Genomic DNA, 15,546 nt, shown 5'->3' on the forward strand with positions numbered 1-15,546 from the left:
CCGACCAACCGTCGCTCGGCTCGAATTACCGCCCCTTGAACTCGGGTTCGTAGTCGTCCTCGGCGAACGCTCGAGCGCCCTCCTCGTGGTCCTCGGTGGTGAGCAACTGGCCGAACTGCTGGCGGTCGAAGGCGACCCCCTCCTCGAGACCGGCCTGGACGGCCGTCCGCGCCGACTGCTTGATCGCCTGGGTCGCCAGCGGCGGCTTCGCGGCGATGGTCTCGGCGAACTCGTCGACCGCCTCGTCGAACTCGTCGTCGCCGTAGACGCGGTTGACGATGCCCAGGTCCGCGGCCCGGTCCGCGGTGATGTGCTCGCCGGTCATCGCGAGTTCCATCGCCGCCGCGGGGCTGGCCAGCTGGCTGACCATCTGGACGCCGCCCGCGCCCGGGAGCAGTCCGAGGTCGACCTCCGGCAGGCCGAAGCGGGCCTCCTCGTGGGCGATCCGCATGTCACAGGACATCGCCGTCTCGAGGCCCCCGCCGAGACAGTAGCCCTCGACCTTCGCGATCACGGGCACCGGGAACTCGCGGATGAACTCGTAGTGGCTGCGTTCGGACGTCGCACCCGCGGACTCGTCGCTGAACTCGTTGACGTCCGCGCCGGCACAGAAGTTCCCCTCGGCCCCCTCGAGGACGACCGCCCGGAGGGCGACGCCGTCGGCCTCCTCGTTTTGCGCCTCGAGCAGGCGCAGGCCCTCGACGACGTCCTCGCGTAGCTGGCTGCTCAGGGCGTTCAGCGCGTCCGGGCGATTGAGCGTCACGTAGCCGACGTTCGTTTCGGCGTCGAACTCGACGACGGTGGTTTCCAGTTCTTCGTGCATCAGTCGCGATTTCTTCCACTGGCACCTATAAGGTTTCGTTGCCTGACAGCGTTACTGGATAGATTCGGCCGATTCTGGACCGTCTCTCACCCTCGGCTCGCAAGTTCGACGCCACCACTTTTCCACCATTCGTGACGACACGGAAGGTATCGAACGCGGGGCTGTCCTTCGCATCTGTTGTGAATATTCGTGGCACCGAACCGACGACGACGAACGACTGTCGGCGAACGCGGAGACTCACCGTCGATCCGGAGACGACTTTTCCGCGGCAGTCGCGTACGGCGGGTCATGGCTCTGGACCTCTCGATCGACGACGAGTGGAACGCCGTCTACGTCGACGGCGAGTGGACGTCCGCGGCGAGCGATGGTGAGATACCGGTCGAAGACCCGTCGACGCGCGAGGAGATCGCTCGCGTTCCCGCGTCGAACGAGGACGACGTCGACGCCGCCTACGAGGCCGCCGCGACAGCCCAGACGGAGTGGGAACAGCGGCCGCCGGTCGAGCGCGAGCGGATCGCCCAGCGGTTCGCCCAGTTGCTCCACGAGTACGAGGAGGCGATCGTCGACCTGCTGGCCCACGAGGCCGGCGGCGCGCGGATCATGGGCGAGACGTCGGTCCAGATCGCGAGCGACCACGCGGGCGAGGCGGCCACGATACCGCGCCGAATGAAGGGCGAACACGTGGATTCCAACGTTCCGGGGAAGGAGAACGTCGTTCGACGCGAGCCGCAGGGGGTCATCTCGGTGATCTCGCCGTGGAACTTCCCGCTGAACCTCTCCGGCCGTGCGGTCGCACCCGCGCTCGCGGCCGGGAACGCCGTCGTCCTCAAACCCGCGTCGAACACGCCGATCACGGGCGGCCTCCTCATGGCGAAACTCTACGAGGAAGCCGGGCTGCCGGACGGCCTCCTCAACGTCGTCCCCGGGCACGGCTCGGAGATCGGCGACGCCGTCGTCGGTCACCCCCGGAGCGACCTCATCGCGTTCACCGGCTCGACCCCCGTCGGCCGCGGCGTCGCCGCGACCGCCGGCGAGAACCTCTCCGAGCTGGCGCTCGAGCTTGGCGGCAACAACGCCCACATCGTCACCGCGGACGCCGACCTCGAGGCGGCGATCGATTCCGCGGTGTTCGGCTCGTTCGTCCACCAGGGCCAGGTCTGTATCTCGATCAACCGTCACCTCGTCCACGAGGCCGTCTCCGACGAGTACGTCGAGAAGCTGACCGCTCGCGCCGAGTCGTTACCCACCGGCAGCGCCCACGACGAGGACACCATCGTCGGGCCGATCATCGACGAGGGCCAGCGCGACGAGATGCTCGAGTACGTCGAGAAGACGGTCGACCAGGGGGCGACGCTCGAGACGGGCGGCGGGACGATCCCGATGGAAGGAGTCGAGGACTCGTTGCTGGTCGCGCCGACGGTGCTCTCCGGCGCGACGAACGACATGGCCGCGGCCTGTAACGAGCACTTCGGTCCGATCGCGCCCGTGATTCCCTTCTCGGATATCGACGAGGCGATCGAACTGCACAACGCCACCGAGTACGGGCTCTCGGGATCGGTCCACGCCGGGGACGTCGGACAGGGGATGCGGATCGCCGAACGGATGGACACCGGGAACGTCCACGTCAACGACCAGCCGATCAACGACGAGGCCCACGTGACGTTCAGCGGGACGAACGCCTCCGGCGTCGGCGCGTACAACAGCACCGACGTCATGGACGAGGTCACCGAGAAGAAGTGGATCTCCCTGCAACACGACGAGCGGGAGTATCCCTTTTAAAACGAAGGAGAGTCAGAAGGGGCGAACATGCGACTGGAGGTCTGTACTCGACAGTATCGAACCCTGACCACGACGGAAAATTTCGAGTGGACTCGCCGGGATTTGAACCCGGGGCCTCTCCCATGCCAAGGGAGTGATCTACCGCTGATCTACGAGCCCGCGTTCGCAACCAATTCTTCCCGACGGCCATAAATAAATCTCTCGAAACGGACCGTCGGCGGGTGGACGGTACCAGTCGACACGGGACGACTGTTCGAGAGCGCCCGTCCCCACTCAGGAATCCTCGAGCGGCCGCGCCTGTGACCGATACCGCAGGTAGAGGGGGATCGAAAGCAGATTTAGCCCCGGGAGGGCCGACAGGACGGCCCAGAACCAGGGTCCCTGTCCCCAGTCGGTCTGGGTCCGGAGGTACCAGCCGTCGTAGGCGACGGCGGCTGGCAGGACTAGCAGGTTAACCAGGAGAAACGGCACGAGCAGCCACGGCTGGAAGAGGAAGTCGGTCAACAGGCTGGCGAAAAACGCCAGGTTGAACGCCAGCCCGGCGTAGATACCGGGCAGTGCTGTGGGCGACCCGCGCGGGCGAGTCGGCGGCACGACGGGCACGAAGTAGCCGTCCTCGACGGTCACGAGGAGCCGTTTCCCGTGTAATTCGGCGAACGAATCGGCCGGAATATCGAGCGCCGACAGCAGGCGCGACAGCCGTTCGTTGGTCCCGGTCTCCGGCCAGGCGAAGTAGGTCGTCACGCTGTCGCTTCCGATCTCGAGGTCGAGCGCGAGCGCCTCCGCTGTCTCGATCTCCCAGGGGTAGTCGTCGGGAACGACCCCACCGTCGACCACCGCGGCGTCGACGACTTGCGCGCGGATCGTCTCCGTCCCGGCCTCGAGGCCGCTCGCGGTCGGGCCGAGTTCCGCCTCGAGTTCGAGGAACGTGGTTGCCGTCTCGTCGGCGTCGGACTCGAGGGCGGTCTCGAGGTTCGGTTCCTGGTCGTCCTGACTCCCCGCGTCGTCCACATCGTCGCGGTCCGACTCCGCTCGGTCCGGGGACGCGGCGTCCTCGGCGTCGCTCTGGGTGGTCGATTCGACGTCGTGATCGCGGGTTCGATCTGTCATAGGTAGGGTGGTAAACGGGAGCGCGGCTCCCGCGGCAGTTCGCGTGGAACCGTCCTGGGCCCGTGAGTCTCAGATGCCCAGCAGGCTCAGCAGGAAGAACACCGAGACGGCGCTGAGCAGGACGCCGCTGCCCATCCAGATCGGCGTCTGGCGACGGAGCGACGAGGCCGCGGCCGCTTCCTCGCCTTTATCCGAGATGACGAACCGATTGGTCATCTCGTCGTGACTCATGACGAGTCGCTCGTCGGTCGTGATCGCCGAGTCGGACTTGTCGTCCTGCTCGCGAGCGTACCCGAAGACGTAGACGTCCTCGTCGGGTTCGATGACCCACTCGGTGTAGCGCCGTCGTCGCTTGGCCGGATTGACGTTGCTCAGGATCGCCCACATCGGGGCGCTGGCGATCGCGTACAACCGTAGCAGCGACCGAACGCTCAGGTTCGCCGGGTGAAGTTCGGCCTTGATGCGATCGCCGACGCTTTTGGTACGGGCCTCGTCTCGAGTCGACGATTCGAACTCCTCGACGGCATCGGGCGTCGTATCGTCGGTGCGGACGGTCTTCTGGGTCGTGTTGTCGTCCTCGACCTCGAGGTCGACGTCGTGGGGATCGACCGGTACGCGACCGGTCTCGTCCTCGACGTAGAAGTCGTGGCCGATCTCGCCCTCTTCGACCGTGACCCAGACGCGCCACTTGCGATTCTTGCCGATCTCGATCATCCGGCGTTCTTCGACGCGATATTTAGCGTACAGACACTCCCCGTCCGAGATCGGCTTTTCGACGAGTCCGTCGGCTGGGACGGCCGTTCCGGTGATCTCCGCCCGACCCCCGGCCAGCGAGCGGATGTTCTGCGTCGGCGTGTTCTTGATCAGCTGGCTCGTCTTGTACTTCCGGAAGCCGGTGTAGACGAGAAAGAGCCCGACGATCAGCAGGAACAGGTAGCCAAGCGCCGAATCGAACAGGAAGCCCGGCGTCGACGTCACTGCCCCGAACGGCTCCCCGGCAGTCGCGAACGTAGTTCCGGTTGTCATCGTCATCCCCTGTGTGGTTAGTCGGCGACGTTGAGCCGTTCCTCGTAGTCGGGCGCGTCCTTGGCCTCTTCTTCGGCTTCGAAGTGCTCTTTTTCCTCGTAGCCGAGTTGCTGTGCGAAGATGACGTGCGGGAACTGCTCGATGCGGGTGTTAAAGCGCGTGACGATGTCGTTGTAGACGGTCCGTTTGTCCTGCAGGTCCGCCTCGATCGATTTGACGCTCTCGATCTGATCGAACATCTCGCTGGTGCCGTCGAGGTCGGGGTAGTCCTCGACGCGCATCTCGAAGTCCATCAGCGCCTGCTGGACCTGCTGATCGGCTTCCGCCTGCTCCTTGGGCGTCTCCGCTGCGTTCGCCTGCTCGCGGGCTTCTGCCAGTTCGACGTAGATGTCTTCCTGGTCCATCGCCTTCTTCGCGAAGGCAATCACGCCGTCGAGTTCGTCGTTACGGCGCTGTAACGACGTTTCGATGTCCGCGTAGTGTTTGTCGACGCGGTTTTTCAGATCCACCAGACTGTTGTACAGGCTGATCCCGTACCAGACGGCGATCGCTGCGACGAGGATAATTACGAACAGGACCACTAATACGATCGTGAGTAGGGCCATGTTCCAATCCAGTACACTTCTGCCATAAATATATTTCGGAGAAGTATAATTTTGATATTCTATACAATTTCATATCGAAAATGGTTGCCGTACCCCGATTCGATACCAACGGAGGACGCAGATACGATTTCGGAAGTGGTTGCTCTTCCACCTCGAGCGGCGGTAGTGTAGTGGAGAGCGGACCGCCGAGCGAGGAGAAGTCCGCTGTAGTCCGATACCCTTTTACTGGTACTCCCCGGAATGCCGATGGGAAGCGCACGGCCGCAAATCCGACTCGCCACCCGCTATTCGGGGTGGCTTGGGATTGCGGAAGTGCACCGACAGTCCCCCGTGGACTGTCGCACGTCTCGAGCGGTCAGTGCGGTTCCTATCCTCGAACAATGGCACGAATGCACACCCGCCGTCGGGGCTCGTCCGGTTCGGACAGGCCCGCGGCAGACGAACCACCGGAGTGGAGCGACGTCGACCCCGAGGACATCGAACAGCGGGTCGTCGAACTGGCAGAGCAGGGCTACGATCCCAGCCAGATCGGGATCAAACTGCGTGACGAGGGCGTCACCGGCACGCCCGTCCCGGACGTCAAACTGGCGACCGGGAAGAAGATCACCGAGATCCTCGAGGAGCACGACGCCGAACCCGAGATCCCCGAGGATCTGCGGAACCTGATGGAGCGTGCCGTGCGCCTGCGCGAGCACGTCCGGGAGAACCCCCAGGACTACCAGAACAAACGCGCCCTGCAGAACACGGAGTCGAAGGTTCGACGCCTCGTCGACTACTACCGCGGCGACGAACTCGAGCCGGACTTCACGTACTCCTACGACGTCGCGAAGGAACTCTTAGAGGAGTAACGCGATGGGAGCCGACGTCCGCGACGCCGACGCGACCGACGGAACGCCGGGCCTCGAGAGCGCCGGCTTCGTTCAGGTCGTTACGCGTGCGGACGGTGACGCGCTCGCCGCGAGCGGGATCATCGCCCGGGCCCTCGCCGAACGGGAGACGCCGTTCCAGGTGACGGTCGGTCGGACCGTCGCCGAGCGGACCGAGCGAGTCGAGGCGGCCGACGCCGGCACCGACGACCTGACGCTCTCGATCGGCGCGACGGACGGCGACGCGCCGCGACTCGACGACCCCGATCGACCCGCGACGACGGCCGCCGTCGAGGTAGCCCGCGATCTGGGTGCGTCACCCGATCCGGTGCTCGCACTCGCCGGACTCGTCGCCGCCGGCGTCGAACCCGGTGCCGGCGACACCGAGTGGCTCCTCGAGACCGCGCGGGATCGCGACCTGGTCGATCGACGGCCGGGCGTCGCCGTCTCGACGGCGGATCCGGTCGACGACCTCGCGCACTCGACGCGAGTGCGTGCGCCGTGGTCGGGTGATCCGGCCGCGACGAGCGAGGCGCTGGCTGAGATCGACGTCGAGGGCACCGAACCCGATCTCGAGAGCGAAGACCACCGGGCGATCGGCTCGCTGGTCGCGCTCGACGCCGTCGGCGCGCCTGACGCGACCGAGCACGCGGCCGAGGCGATCGGCCGGGCGCTGAAACCCTACGCGACGCCGTCAGGGCCGTTCGCAACCGTCGGTGGCTACGCCGACGTGCTCGAGGCGACCGCCCGGACGGAGCCGGGAACGGGTGCGGCGCTCGCGATGGGTCACGACGCCCGCGATCCGGCGCTCGACGCCTGGCGAAGCTACGGGCGGCGTGCCCACGAAGCGATCGAGGGTGCCTCGACGGGGCGGTACGACGGCCTCTACGTCGTCGACGTCGACGACGGACCGGTGACGGCGGTCGGACGCCTCGTCGCGGCCTACCGCTCGCCGGAGCCGACGGTGCTCGTCACCGGCGACGGCGAGGCCGCGCTCGTCGCTCGCGAGGGGCCGGTCGAGGGCGCGACGGTCGAACGGATCGCCCGCGAACTCGAGTCGGCGACCGACGCCGTCGCCTACGACGTCGGCCCGCAACGAGGCTACCTGCAGTACGCGCCGTCGACGGAGGCGTCGACGGTCGTCACCACGGTGAGGGAGGTTCGATGAAACGCGCCACGATCCGAACGACCCACGACGATCCCGACGCCGTCGCCCGGGCGCTTCGCCCGGACAACACCGACGAGATGGAGACGACGGTCGCCGAGGACGGCCAGCGGGTCGTCACGCGGATCGAGCGCTCGACGACCGGCGGCCTGCACGCGACAGTCGACGACTACGTGGTGAACCTCGAGGTCGCGACGACGGTCGCGGACGCGGCTCGCTCCGGAGACGAACAGCCTGCACGCCCAGCGGACACGGGTACTGTGTCCGACGACGAACCAGAACACGACAATGAGTGAACGATCAGTCTCACGCGCGAAACAGGAGAAGCGGTGGTACACCGTCCTGGCACCCGAACAGTTCGATCGCCAGGAACTCGGTGAGACCCCCGCGGACGAACCGGAAAAGGTCTACGACCGAACTATCGAAACGACGCTCGGCGAACTCAACAACAACGCCAGCGAGAACAACACGAAGCTCACCTTCAAGGTGACCGACGTCGGCAGCGACACCGCGTACACGGAGTTCGAACAGCACTCGCTGACTCGCGACTACCTGCGCTCGCTGGTCCGACGCGGTGCCTCGAAGATCGAGGCCTACGTCACCGTCCTCACGACGGACGATTACCGCGTCCAGGTCCAGCCCGTGGCCTTCACGACCAAGAAGGCCGACGCGAGCCAGGAGAAGGCCATCCGCGAGCAGATGGTCGAGATGGTCGAGGAGGCCGCAGCCGAACGCACCTTCGAGGAACTGATCGGCAGCGTCGTCGAGGGACGGCTCTCCTCGGCGATCTACGGCGAGGCGAAGACGATCTACCCGCTGCGCCGCGTCGAGATCCAGAAAGCCACCCTCGAGGCCCACCCCGAGGAAGTCGCCGAGGAGGAGGCGACCTCCGTCGACGTCGACGAGGAAGACGTCGCTGCCGGCGACTAACGGCGCGAGCGAGCGATTTCGTTTTTGCCGACAGCGTCGTGCCGGTAGCTGCAGGTAGCTGCTGATCGAGCGAAACCGGCGATGCGACGCGATCGGTCGAGACGCCTACAGGGATTTCGTCATGCAGGTCGCCGTCGACGGACACAGATCCTCGAACTGCGCGGTCGATCCGATCGCGTCCGGCACCGTGGCTCGGTCGGTCTCCTCGTACCCCCGATTTGCGAAAAAAGTCGACGCGGTCGTCGTCAACAGGTACAGCCGCTCGAGGCCCGCAGTCCGTGCGCGGGCCTCGAGTGCCGAACAGAGCGCGGTTCCGTACCCGTTTCCGCGGGCCGATCGATCGACGACGAGCGAGCGGAGGAGGCCGTCGCTGCCGTAGGTTTCGAGGCCCCCGATGCCGACTCGCTCGTCGCCGTCGTAGCCGACGAAGAACGCCGCCGACTCGTCGCGAACGTCCCGACTGGGGAGATCGTTCGCCTCGAGCAGGGATTCGACGTACGCGAGGCCACGATCACGGTCGGCGGCCGGTTGAAGCGTGATCGACGCGCCGCTCATGTGGTCACTGACGACGATGTGCCACAAGTCGCTGCCGATGGCTTTACCCGAGGTCGATCGGATCGACCTTCAGGTACTCCCGGGCGACGACCGTGGCGTACGACCCTTTGGGCAGCGCGAACGACAGTCGAAGCGGATCACGGTCGAGGTCGAGGTCGGTCCGCACCAGGATCGCCCGCCGCGTCCCGTTCGAGTGGAACTCCCCGGGCAGATCGAAGTCCGCGGGCTCGAGGTCGAGGTCGGCGAGGACCTCGCGTTCGATCTCGCCCTGCTCGCCGTCGGCGAGATCGGTTTCAGTGCCGACCAGCGGCGCGGTGACGAACGCGCGGCCGCGCTCGCAGTGGCGGGTTACGGAGCGGACGCGGCGGTCGTCGACCCGCTGGAGGCGGTCCGTGTCGGGTAACGCGAGGCCCTCGGGGGCGTCGGTGTCGGCGAAACAGACGACGTCGCCCTCGACGGGGCTGTCGAACGGCAGGCCGCGCTCGAGGCGTTCGGAGAGCATCAGGTTGAATGCGTACGATTGAGCGGCGTGGACGAACAGCCGCTGGAGATTGGAGGGGAGGCGCTCGAGCGCGGCGCGGAACGTCTCGCTATCGGGATCGCCGTCGCACTCGGCCAGTTCGTGCAGCATCGAGCGCTCGTAGCGCAGGCGATGGGGAAACTCCTCGAGCGCCTGTTGCCAGTCGCGGGTCTCCTCGACGAAGCCGCGTGCTTCCCGGGTGCCGTCGGGTTCGGCCGCGGTCGGGTTCCCGAGGTAGGCCATCACGGCACCCTCCCAGTCGCCGCGGACGATCGCGAGGCCGACCTCGTGGGTTACCGGCCGGCGACTGCCGAACCGCTGCTGGCCGAAGAAGTTGGGGACGCCGATCGTCGTCCCGTCTTTGTCAGGGTCGTCTGTCCCTGCGAAGGAGGCGAGTTCCGCGGTGATCTCGGTCGCCTGATCGGGCCGTTCGGGCTCGCTCACGACGAGTTCGAAGGCGTTGCCGGCGAGGTCGCCGAACTCGAGCGAGCGCCCGGCCCGGCCGACGACTTCGATGTCCGCGCCGTCGACGTCGGGCAGGTCCTCGGGATCGGCACCGTAGATCGAGAACAGCTGGGTGGTGACGGCGTACTTGTCCTTCGTCCCCGCCCAGTCGACGCGCTCGCGGGAGACGCCGAGGGCGTCCGAGAGGCGGGACGCGAAGTCGTTGGTGTCCCAGCCCGACAGCGTCGCGCGAACGACCAGATGCGGGTAGGCGTCGGTCGACGCGTCGACGGGTTCGGTCGAAAACCGCTCGAGTTCGCGGACGCGGAACCGCTCGTCCTCGTCGCGGAGACGGCCGCCGACCCCGTCGGCGTCGCTGACGTAGTACTCCATCCCGACGGCCTGCTCCCGCGGATGTGCCGGACGCATGCTTGCTACCGAGGGTTCGAACGCCGACGGTAAAGCGGTTCGTTCTCGAGGCGACGACTGATCCTCAGGGAGCCAGCGGACCCGACACGACGCTTTCCTCGAGGACGGATCGAACGTCGTCGGCGTCGGTCGAGCGGGCCGTCGGCCCCAACTCGAGTTGGAGGCCGCCCGCCTCCCGCGCCAGCCAGTTGACGAAGTTGTTTGGGCTGACGCCACCGTACTGGCCGCCCGTGACGACCGAAACCGGCACGTCGACTACTTCCTCGAGCGCCGAGGCGACGCCTCGTTTGACGGCTCGATCGATCCGCCCGCCGACGAGCACTTCGTCGTCGGCCAGTCCGTGGACGCTGACGACGGTCTCGAATCCCCGGTCGGCGATCCGGTCGAGCAACGGGTACTCCGCGGGGGAAAAGGCGCTCGAGGGCGGGTGCCACGAATCGAAGGCTCTCCCGTCGGTCTCCTCGCCCAGACAGGCCCAGCAACTGGCTGCCGGCAGGTCCGTCGCCAGTTCCAGCGCGAGTTCGGCGGTACCGGGTTCGACGCTCCCGCCGTGGGCCGCACAGCAGCACACCTCGTCGGTCGCTCCGTCGTCGTAGAGCAGTTCGACGTAGTGGCCCGTCTCGGTCACCTCGAGTGGTCGAGTCGTCAGGGTCGGTCGCGACACGACTGGTCGTTTGCACGCGTCGCGGGAAAAACGTCGGACCGATCCGGCCTCGAAGACGAGCGGAGTCGAGCAGTCAGTCAGGCCTCGAGCGCGAGTCCGGCTTCTTTCAGTGCGGCTTCGGCGTCGAGATCGTCGTGGACGACGGCGGAGACGGCGGTCGCGATGGCCTCCGGATCTTCGTGCTGGAAGATCGATCGGCCCATCGAAACGCCCGCGCCGCCGGCGTCCATGACGCCGCGAACCATCTCGATCGTCTCCCGGTCAGTCCCCTTCGAACCGCCGGCGATGACGACCGGCAACCGCGTGGACTCGACGACGTGTCGGAAGCTCCCGGCATTGCCGCTGTAGCCCGTCTTGACGAGGTCGGCTCCGAGTTCCTCGGCGAGGCGAACGGCGTGACCCAGTGCCTCGGGGTCCTCGGGATCGACGCCCGGCCCGCGGGCGTATGCCATCGCGAGCACGGGAATGCCGAGCCGTTTCGCATCCGCCGTGACCTCAGAGAGCTGAGTGATCTGGTCCGGTTCGTGATCCGAGCCGACGTTGATGTGGAACGAGACGGCGTCGGCCCCGACCCGAACCGCTTCCTCGACGGTCCCGGTCATCCGCTTGTCGTTCTCGTCGGGACCGATCGTCGTCGAACCGTTGAGGTGGACGATGTAGCCCTTGCCGTTCTTGTTGTCGTGGACGCGCGGAGCGATCCCCTTCTGCGTGAGGACGGCGTCTGCGCCGCCACGGGTGACGCCGTCGATCGTCGATTCGATGTCCTTCAGCCCCTGAACGGCACCCATCGTGATACCGTGATCCATCGGGACGATGACGTAGTTCCCGTCCGTTCCGATCCGCTGAAGCCGTGCGTCGAGTCCTGTGGTAGTCATTGCGGGTCAGTAGCAAGCTTGCAGTTATGGGTGTTCTGGTTCCGGTACGTCTCCGTCGTCGGCTCCGCGTCGGGCACCGCGTTTGAGTTCCGCGGCCTTCGTCTCGAGACGCTCGACAGCCTCGTCGGTGTCGTCGCTCGAAGCGATGTTCTGCGACTCCGTCGCAGTGCCCGCTGAGCTATGCTCAGCGATGATGTCCACGAGCGCGCTGCCGACGATGACGCCGTCAGCGCCGGCTTCCACGATCTCGGCGGCGTGATCGCCCTCGCTGACGCCGAAGCCGACGGCCTTCGGTACGTCGTACGCCGAGAGACGCTCTAGGCTCTCGTGGGTTGCCGTCGAGACGTCGGCCCGAGCGCCGGTCGTCCCGAGGCGGGCCTGCACGTAGGCGAAGCCCGAGACTTGGGACATGATCCGATCCAGCCGCTCGCCCTCGGTCGTCGGCGCGACGATGAACACTAGGTCGAGGCCGTGATCGTCGCAGGCCTCCCGCAGGGGGTCGGCCTCCTCGGCGGGCAGGTCCGGGACGATGATCCCGGAGAGGCCGGCTTCGGCGGCCCGCTCGACGAACGGCCTCACGTCCGGCTTGCGCTGCGGCGAAGCCACGTCGCTATCCGAGGCGCGTGGTGCCTCGCGTCCCCCGTACTGGAGGATCATGTTGTAGTACGTCATCACCAGCAGCGGGGCTTCGGTCTCGAGGTCGTCGACGAGTTCGAAGAACCCCTGGGGGGTCGTGCCGGCCTCGAGCGCGCGGTTGATCGCCGCCTGGATCGTCGGTCCCTCGGCGATCGGCTCCGAGAACGGCAGGCCGAGTTCGATCAGGTCCGAGCCGCCCCGATCGAGGGCCTCGACGTACGCCTTGGTGTCCTCGAGGGTGGGATCGCCCGCGGTGATGTAGGTGATGAGCGCGGGGTGGTTCTCGCGGATGGCGGCCTCGACGTCGCTGTCGTACTCGCCGTCTTCCGACCGTCCGTCGTCACTCACCGTCGAACACCTCCACGTCGGGCGCGGCCTCGAGGTCGCGCTTCTCTGTTTCCTCCAGCACCGTCTCGAGGTCCTTGTCGCCGCGGCCGGAGACGTTGACGATCACGAGGTCGCCCAACTCGTCCGTCTGCTCCTCAAGGTACCCGAGTGCGTGACTCGATTCCAGCGCCGGGATGATCCCCTCGAGGTTCGAGAGGCGGTGAAAGCCGTCGAGCGCGGCTTCGTCGTCGACGTTGACGGGCGTCACGCGTCCCGTCTCGACGAGGTGGGACAGTTCGGGACCGACGCCGGCGTAGTCTAACCCCGCGCTGACGCTGTGGGACTCGACGATCTGGCCGTCGTCGCTCTGGAGGAGCTTCGTCATCGCGCCGTGGAGCACGCCGTCGGTGCCCGTCGAGAGCGTCGCCGAGTTGGGTGCGACGCCCGCATCGGTGTCGATCTCGAGGCTCGAGCCGCCGGCTTCGACGGCGTACAGGTCGACGTTCTCGTCGGGGACGAACGCGTGGAACGCCCCCATCGTGTTCGAGCCGCCGCCGGCACAGGCGACGACGCTGTCGGGAAGCCGACCCGCTTTCTCCCGGATCTGTTCGCGGGCCTCCTCGCCGATGACCGACTGGAAGTCCCGGACGAGTTTCGGGAACGGGTGGGGACCGACCACGCTACCGATGACGTAGTGGGTCCGCTCGACGGTCGTCGCCCAGTCGCGCATCGTCTCGTTGATCGCTTCCTTCAGCGTGCCGGAGCCGGCGGTCACCGGGTTCACCTCGGCTCCGTTCATCCGCATCCGGTAGACGTTCGGCCGCTGGCGGTTGATGTCCGTCCGGCCCATGTAGATCTCGCAGGGCACGTCGAGGTGGGCCGCCGCCATCGCCGTCGCCGTCCCGTGCTGGCCGGCACCGGTCTCGGCGATCACCCGCTCCTTGCCCATGTACTTCGCGAGCAGCACCTGCCCGAGCGCGTTGTTCAGCTTGTGCGCGCCGCCGTGGACCAGATCCTCGCGCTTGAGGTAGATTTCGCGGTCGTATCGCTCGCTCAGGCGGTCGGCGCGCTGCAGCGGCGTCGGTCGGCCGCCGAAATCGCGCATGCGCTCGCGGAACTCGTCCATGAAGCCGTCCTCGTTCTCGAGGACGTACCGCTCGTAGGCGTCCTCGAGTTCTTGCAGCGCCGGCATCAGGGCCTCGGGGACGTACTGGCCGCCGTACTCGCCGAACGTCCCGTCGGCGTCGCGTCGCGTCTCTCGGTCGTGATCGCCCGTGCTCATGCTGTCGTGGCCTCGCTGATCTGTGGTTGTGTCCTCGTCACGTTACTCGCCTCCGTTCGCGCCCGTCAGTCGGCGCGTGTTCGCCGCGACGTCGGTCTCGCCTTCGCCGTGGTCCATGATCGCGCTCCCGATCAACAGCGCGTCCGCGCCCGCCTCGCGCATTCGCCGAACGTCGGCCGGGTCGGACACGCCGCTCTCGGCGATCAGCGTGACGTCGTCCGGAACTGCAGGGGCCACGGACTCGAAGGTTTCGAGGTCGACCTCGAGTCGCGCCAGGTCGCGGTTGTTGACGCCGACGATCTCCGCGCCCGCCTCGAGGGCCGTCTCGAGTTCCGCGCGGTCGTGAACCTCGACGAGCGGCTGAAACCCGCGCTCGCGGGCCGCGTCCACGAGGGCTGCGAGGTCGTCGACGAAGCGGGCGATCAGCAGGACGAGATCCGCTTCGACGACGTCCAGTTGGTCCTCTCGGAGGACGAAGTCCTTCCGGAGAACGGGAACGTCGACCGCCTCGCGGACGCGGGTCAGCGCCTCGGGCGAACCGCCGAAGTGAGTCGGCTCCGTCAGCACCGAAATCGCGGCCGCACCGCCCTCGACCATCGCCTCCGCCAACGCGACGGGGTCGTCGTCGCGGGTCCCCTCGGCGGTGGGACTCGTCGGTTTCACTTCGGCGATGACGGGGTCACGCCCCGCGGCCTCGGCGCGCTCGAGCGCGTCGGGCAACGATCGCGCGTCGGCGGCAACGCGCTCCGGACCGCCCGATCGCTCCCGCGCGGCCTCGAGGATCGACGCCACCGCGGGCGCGAGCTCCGTTTCGGAGTTCATTATTGTACATCGACGTACTCATATGTACAAATACCTTGCGCCATCGGGACGTCCCGGGCTGGAGCGCCGGTGTCGAAGGGAACGGACGGCCCGACGCTCGTGCTTGAGGTAGATTTCGCGGTCCAGCGGAGAGACCGGCGATTATTCAAGCCCGTGGCGCGTACGCTGTCTCCATGGAAGACGTCACGGACGCCGGTATCTACGCCCGGGAGTCGACGTACCTCGACCGCCACGTCCAGCTCGGCGTCGCGAGCGGGCGCGTGCTGAGCGTGTCGTTTCCCGACGTGCCGGACGACGACGCCGAGTCGGCGCATTCGATTCTCGACCGGATCTTCGAGTACCTCGACGGGATCGATCCCGTCACGTTCGACGACGTCCAGGTCGCGCTGACCGTGCCGACCGACCAGCGGGCCGTCCTCGAGCAGGTCCGGGAGATTCCCTACGGCGACCAGGTCGACGTGGAGACGCTGGCCCGGATGACCCCGGACCTCGACCACGAGGACGAGGACGACCGCATCACGGTCCGGACGGCGTTAGACGAGAACCCCGCACCCCTCCTGATTCCCGACCATCGCGTCCGCGACGGCCCGAGCGCCGCCCCGCCGGCCGTCGAGCAGAAACTCCGCTCGCTCGAGGAACTGTAGCGTGGGATCGAGCGCGTCGTCGTGAGCACAGCGTACTGGCGTGG

17 protein-coding genes and 1 tRNA gene are annotated in these 15,546 nt (G+C 67.0%); 6 read left to right on the forward strand and 12 right to left on the reverse strand.

Annotation, left to right across the window (positions count from 1 at the left end):
* Nucleotides 1-25: 25 nt before the first annotated feature.
* Nucleotides 26-823 carry an enoyl-CoA hydratase/isomerase family protein gene (locus TX79_RS01045; RefSeq protein ID WP_049925186.1) on the reverse strand — a complete coding sequence of 266 codons (798 nt, stop codon included), beginning with the start codon at nt 821-823 and terminating at the stop codon, nt 26-28.
* A 288-nt stretch (nt 824-1,111) separates the two neighbouring features.
* On the opposite strand from TX79_RS01045, the gene TX79_RS01050 reads away from it, so the two are divergent.
* Entirely contained in the window at nt 1,112-2,602 is a 1,491-nt protein-coding gene (locus TX79_RS01050; RefSeq protein ID WP_049925188.1) for an aldehyde dehydrogenase family protein, read from the forward strand.
* A gap of 87 nt (nt 2,603-2,689) precedes the next feature.
* Here the strand turns inward: TX79_RS01050 and TX79_RS01055 are convergent.
* The 4 genes from TX79_RS01055 to TX79_RS01070 all read right to left on the reverse strand — a co-directional run bounded on the left by TX79_RS01055 (nt 2,690) and on the right by TX79_RS01070 (nt 5,343).
* A tRNA-Ala gene (locus tag TX79_RS01055) sits at nt 2,690-2,761 on the reverse strand.
* Nucleotides 2,762-2,875: 114 nt separating this feature from the next.
* Nucleotides 2,876-3,712, reverse strand: coding sequence for a hypothetical protein (locus TX79_RS01060; RefSeq protein ID WP_049925191.1), 837 nt, complete (start codon nt 3,710-3,712; stop codon nt 2,876-2,878).
* A 69-nt stretch (nt 3,713-3,781) separates the two neighbouring features.
* The gene (locus tag TX79_RS01065) at nt 3,782-4,738 is read right to left on the reverse strand and encodes a hypothetical protein (RefSeq protein ID WP_154660439.1); all 957 of its coding nucleotides are present in this window, start codon (nt 4,736-4,738) and stop codon (nt 3,782-3,784) included.
* Between the two features lie 17 nt (nt 4,739-4,755).
* Nucleotides 4,756-5,343 (reverse strand): LemA family protein, encoded by a 588-nt coding sequence (locus TX79_RS01070; protein ID WP_081655455.1) that lies wholly within the window; start codon nt 5,341-5,343, stop codon nt 4,756-4,758.
* Nucleotides 5,344-5,723: 380 nt separating this feature from the next.
* On the opposite strand from TX79_RS01070, the gene TX79_RS01075 reads away from it, so the two are divergent.
* The 4 genes from TX79_RS01075 to TX79_RS01090 are packed head-to-tail and all read left to right on the forward strand — an operon-like array spanning nt 5,724 to nt 8,304.
* Complete coding sequence (locus TX79_RS01075) at nt 5,724-6,191, forward strand: 30S ribosomal protein S15 (protein WP_049925196.1); 468 nt, start codon at nt 5,724-5,726, stop codon at nt 6,189-6,191.
* Nucleotides 6,192-6,195: 4 nt separating this feature from the next.
* Nucleotides 6,196-7,377 (forward strand): hypothetical protein, encoded by a 1,182-nt coding sequence (locus tag TX79_RS01080; protein WP_049925197.1) that lies wholly within the window; start codon nt 6,196-6,198, stop codon nt 7,375-7,377.
* Entirely contained in the window at nt 7,374-7,670 is a 297-nt protein-coding gene (locus TX79_RS01085; protein ID WP_049925199.1) for a KEOPS complex subunit Pcc1, read from the forward strand. Before TX79_RS01080 ends, TX79_RS01085 begins: the two co-directional genes overlap by 4 nt.
* On the forward strand, nt 7,663-8,304 hold the full coding sequence (locus TX79_RS01090; RefSeq protein WP_049925200.1) for a 30S ribosomal protein S3ae: 642 nt from the start codon (nt 7,663-7,665) through the stop codon (nt 8,302-8,304). Before TX79_RS01085 ends, TX79_RS01090 begins: the two co-directional genes overlap by 8 nt.
* Before the next feature lie 105 nt (nt 8,305-8,409).
* Here the strand turns inward: TX79_RS01090 and arsN2 are convergent, their stop codons facing one another.
* From arsN2 to trpC, 7 genes are all read right to left on the reverse strand, one after another.
* A complete protein-coding gene (gene arsN2, locus TX79_RS01095; protein ID WP_049925201.1) occupies nt 8,410-8,859 on the reverse strand; it encodes an arsenic resistance N-acetyltransferase ArsN2 in 450 nt (149 codons plus the stop codon).
* Between the two features lie 43 nt (nt 8,860-8,902).
* Nucleotides 8,903-10,252 (reverse strand): tRNA pseudouridine(13) synthase TruD, encoded by a 1,350-nt coding sequence (gene truD / locus TX79_RS01100; protein WP_049925203.1) that lies wholly within the window; start codon nt 10,250-10,252, stop codon nt 8,903-8,905.
* 64 nt (nt 10,253-10,316) lie between these two features.
* Nucleotides 10,317-10,916 carry a poly-gamma-glutamate hydrolase family protein gene (locus TX79_RS01105; protein ID WP_049925204.1) on the reverse strand — a complete coding sequence of 200 codons (600 nt, stop codon included), beginning with the start codon at nt 10,914-10,916 and terminating at the stop codon, nt 10,317-10,319.
* Nucleotides 10,917-10,993: 77 nt separating this feature from the next.
* Nucleotides 10,994-11,791 (reverse strand): 2-amino-3,7-dideoxy-D-threo-hept-6-ulosonate synthase, encoded by a 798-nt coding sequence (locus TX79_RS01110; protein WP_049925205.1) that lies wholly within the window; start codon nt 11,789-11,791, stop codon nt 10,994-10,996.
* Between the two features lie 24 nt (nt 11,792-11,815).
* Nucleotides 11,816-12,775 carry a tryptophan synthase subunit alpha gene (trpA, locus tag TX79_RS01115; RefSeq protein WP_049925206.1) on the reverse strand — a complete coding sequence of 320 codons (960 nt, stop codon included), beginning with the start codon at nt 12,773-12,775 and terminating at the stop codon, nt 11,816-11,818.
* A complete protein-coding gene (gene trpB, locus TX79_RS01120) occupies nt 12,768-14,036 on the reverse strand; it encodes a tryptophan synthase subunit beta (protein ID WP_049925207.1) in 1,269 nt (422 codons plus the stop codon). The genes trpA and trpB overlap by 8 nt, the downstream gene beginning before the upstream one ends.
* Nucleotides 14,037-14,078: 42 nt before the next feature.
* Entirely contained in the window at nt 14,079-14,858 is a 780-nt protein-coding gene (gene trpC, locus TX79_RS01125) for an indole-3-glycerol phosphate synthase (protein WP_049925208.1), read from the reverse strand.
* A 173-nt stretch (nt 14,859-15,031) separates the two neighbouring features.
* On the opposite strand from trpC, the gene TX79_RS01130 reads away from it, so the two are divergent.
* Nucleotides 15,032-15,502 carry an MGMT family protein gene (locus tag TX79_RS01130; protein WP_049925209.1) on the forward strand — a complete coding sequence of 157 codons (471 nt, stop codon included), beginning with the start codon at nt 15,032-15,034 and terminating at the stop codon, nt 15,500-15,502.
* Nucleotides 15,503-15,546: the final 44 nt, after the last annotated feature.

Source organism: Halopiger goleimassiliensis, assembly GCF_000455345.1.
Taxonomy (GTDB): domain Archaea; phylum Halobacteriota; class Halobacteria; order Halobacteriales; family Natrialbaceae; genus Halopiger_A; species Halopiger_A goleimassiliensis.

Coding starts and splice junctions, on each gene's coding strand:
- TX79_RS01045 (WP_049925186.1), bottom strand. CDS start 823: ATGCACGAAGAACTGGAAACCACCGTCGTCGAGTTCGACGCCGAAACG.
- TX79_RS01050 (WP_049925188.1), top strand. CDS start 1,112: ATGGCTCTGGACCTCTCGATCGACGACGAGTGGAACGCCGTCTACGTC.
- TX79_RS01060 (WP_049925191.1), bottom strand. CDS start 3,712: ATGACAGATCGAACCCGCGATCACGACGTCGAATCGACCACCCAGAGC.
- TX79_RS01065 (WP_154660439.1), bottom strand. CDS start 4,738: ATGACAACCGGAACTACGTTCGCGACTGCCGGGGAGCCGTTCGGGGCA.
- TX79_RS01070 (WP_081655455.1), bottom strand. CDS start 5,343: ATGGCCCTACTCACGATCGTATTAGTGGTCCTGTTCGTAATTATCCTC.
- TX79_RS01075 (WP_049925196.1), top strand. CDS start 5,724: ATGGCACGAATGCACACCCGCCGTCGGGGCTCGTCCGGTTCGGACAGG.
- TX79_RS01080 (WP_049925197.1), top strand. CDS start 6,196: ATGGGAGCCGACGTCCGCGACGCCGACGCGACCGACGGAACGCCGGGC.
- TX79_RS01085 (WP_049925199.1), top strand. CDS start 7,374: ATGAAACGCGCCACGATCCGAACGACCCACGACGATCCCGACGCCGTC.
- TX79_RS01090 (WP_049925200.1), top strand. CDS start 7,663: ATGAGTGAACGATCAGTCTCACGCGCGAAACAGGAGAAGCGGTGGTAC.
- arsN2 (WP_049925201.1), bottom strand. CDS start 8,859: ATGAGCGGCGCGTCGATCACGCTTCAACCGGCCGCCGACCGTGATCGT.
- truD (WP_049925203.1), bottom strand. CDS start 10,252: ATGCGTCCGGCACATCCGCGGGAGCAGGCCGTCGGGATGGAGTACTAC.
- TX79_RS01110 (WP_049925205.1), bottom strand. CDS start 11,791: ATGACTACCACAGGACTCGACGCACGGCTTCAGCGGATCGGAACGGAC.
- trpB (WP_049925207.1), bottom strand. CDS start 14,036: ATGAGCACGGGCGATCACGACCGAGAGACGCGACGCGACGCCGACGGG.
- trpC (WP_049925208.1), bottom strand. CDS start 14,858: ATGAACTCCGAAACGGAGCTCGCGCCCGCGGTGGCGTCGATCCTCGAG.
- TX79_RS01130 (WP_049925209.1), top strand. CDS start 15,032: ATGGAAGACGTCACGGACGCCGGTATCTACGCCCGGGAGTCGACGTAC.